The following is a 2,473-nucleotide window of genomic DNA, read 5'->3' on the forward strand; positions in this document are numbered from 1 at the left end:
TCGACAAGAGCCAGTTCGGGCTGAAGCCGGTCGCCTGCGAAAGCGTAGGCGGCTACATCTTCATCTGCCTGGCCAAGGAGCCGGCCGACTTCGCGCCGTTCCGCTCCATGATGGAACCCTATTTCGCGCCGCACCGGTTGACCGAAGCCAAGGTGGCCTACGAGTCGACCATCATCGAGAAGGGCAACTGGAAGCTGGTCTGGGAAAACAACCGCGAGTGCTACCACTGCGCCGGCAACCATCCCGAACTGTGCAAGACACTGCCCGAGGCGCCAAGCATCAACGATGCCGCGAATGTCGCGGGCGATCCCGAGATGATGGAGCACTGGGCGCGCTGCGAGGCGGCCGGCCTGCCGAGCGCCTTCAAGATCGGCTCGACCGGGCAGTACCGTACGATCCGCGCTCCGCTCTTGCGTGATGCCGTCTCCTACACGATGAGCGGCAAGCCGGCGGTGAAGAAGAAGCTCTCCGATGGCGTCCAGGCCGACCGCATCGGCTCGCTGCTGCTCTACCACTTCCCGACAACCTGGAACCATGTGCTGGGCGACCACGCCATCACCTTCCGCGTGCTGCCGATCAGCGCGACGGAAACGGCGGTGACGACGAAGTGGCTGGTGCACAAGGACGCTGTCGAAGGCGTCGACTATGACCTCCAGGATCTCATCCATGTCTGGACCGAGACCAACGACCAGGACCGTTCGATCGTCGAGGAAAACGCCTTCGGCATTGCGTCGCCGGTCTATGAGCCCGGCCCTTATTCGATGATGCACGAGGCCGGCGTCATGCAGTTCCTCGAATGGTATTTCTCCTTCATCGAGCCGCGGCTTTCCGAAGGCAGCGCGCCGGCGCTGCGCAGCGTCGCCTGATCGCGACGACACTGGCCCGGCCGGCTTCGTCGCCGCTGGGCCAGTGTCGTCTTTGCATTTCGCCAATGTCGCTTTCGTATGGACGGCGGTCACGGGCGGATGCTTAGATCGCCACGTTCAAGGTGTCCTTTGGCCTGAGTCGGCCCGAGGAATAATTGGGAAGCCGGTGAGACGCCGGCGCTGCCCCCGCAACGGTAGCGAAGCTTGCGTTCCGACAAGCACCACTGGGCGAGAAGCCTGGGAAGGTGTCGGGACAGTCCCCTCAAGGGACAGCTTCGGAGCCCGGAAACCAGCCTCGGACGAATTCAACTCGACTGATCGCGGTGGGCGGTCAAGAGGCAGATACGGACCGGCTCGATGCCGACAAGGTCCGTGACTTTCCTCCATCACCACCAGGTTCAGTCCTTGCAAAGAAGGACGAACATGGATTCGCACAAGGAAATACCGGGACTTGCCCCCGGCCGGACGGAACGCCCCCGCAGGGCGCGCCGGGTCAATGCGGCGACGATGCGCGCCGTATCGCCGCTGCCGCCGCCGGAGGAGGTGTTCATCGACTGGCTGATGTCGGTTCCGCATGACGCCGATCTGGAGACCGCGGCTCAGCGCAAGATAGCGGTGATCGACCGCTGCGGCACGCTGCACCCCGACGTGTTGCGGTTGCGCACCCTGCTGGCCGTCGTGGCCGGCACCAGCGCCTGGCCGAAACGCGTCAGCAATCTCTGAAATTCCCGAGGAAAGAAAATCATGTCTGCAAATTCCACTACCAAGCGTGGCCTGCTCGAACGGCTCGACGCCGGCGCCATCATCTGCGCGGAGGGCTATCTGTTCGAGCTCGAGCGCCGCGGCTACCTCCAGGCCGGGCCGTTCGTGCCGGAAGTCGTCATCGAGCATCCGGAAGCGGTCACCCGCCTGCATGAGGACTTCGTCCATGCCGGCTCCGACATCGTCGAGGCCTTCACCTATTACGCGCATCGCCAGAAGCTGAAGGTCATCGGCCGCGAGGACATCCTGGAAAAGATCAACCGCCAGGCGCTGCGCATCGCCAAGGATGTCGCCGACCGCAATGGCGGCCTGATGGCCGGCAACATCTGCAACACCAACGCCTATGAGGCCGGCGACAAGAAGACCCACGACGCCGTGCGCGCCATGTTCGAGGAGCAGATCGGCTGGGCCGTGGAGGAGGGCGCCGACTTCCTCATCGCCGAGACCATCGACTGGTATGGCGAGGCCGAGATCGCGCTCGACGTGATGAAGAAGACCGGCCTGCCGACCGTGGTGACGCTGTCGGTGCATCGCGAGGAGAAGATGTTCGACGGCATCGACGTCGTCGAAGCCTGCAAGCGGCTGGAGGCTGCCGGCGCCGACGTCGTCGGCCTCAACTGCCAGCGTGGCCCGAAGACGCTGACGCCGGTGGTGCGAAAGGTGCGCGACGCCGTGTCCTGCCATGTCGCCTCGTTGCCGGTGCCTTATCGCACCACCGAGGCCGAGCCGACCTTCCAGTCGCTCACCGACCGCGCCTGTTCCTGCATTCCCGGCAACCGGCCGTTCCCGACCGCGCTCGATCCCTTCACCTGCAACCGCTACGAATGCGCCGAATACGCGCGCGA

At 64.4% G+C, this 2,473-nt stretch carries 3 protein-coding genes and 1 riboswitch; all 3 genes read left to right on the plus strand.

What is annotated here, in order from left to right:
• The coding region (locus Q0L57_RS12610; RefSeq protein WP_296743102.1) for an SRPBCC family protein at positions 1–866 on the plus strand (866 nt) is incomplete at its 5' end.
• A 103-nt stretch (positions 867–969) separates the two neighbouring features.
• Positions 970–1,179: riboswitch (cobalamin riboswitch) on the plus strand.
• A 110-nt stretch (positions 1,180–1,289) separates the two neighbouring features.
• The gene (locus Q0L57_RS12615) at positions 1,290–1,589 is read left to right on the plus strand and encodes a hypothetical protein (protein ID WP_296743104.1); all 300 of its coding nucleotides are present in this window, start codon (positions 1,290–1,292) and stop codon (positions 1,587–1,589) included.
• Positions 1,590–1,610: 21 nt separating this feature from the next.
• Positions 1,611–2,473: homocysteine S-methyltransferase family protein (locus Q0L57_RS12620; protein ID WP_296743105.1), on the plus strand; the 863-nt coding region annotated here is incomplete at its 3' end.

The sequence above is a fragment of the Mesorhizobium sp. genome (genome assembly GCF_024509055.1).
Lineage (GTDB): Bacteria > Pseudomonadota > Alphaproteobacteria > Rhizobiales > Rhizobiaceae > Mesorhizobium.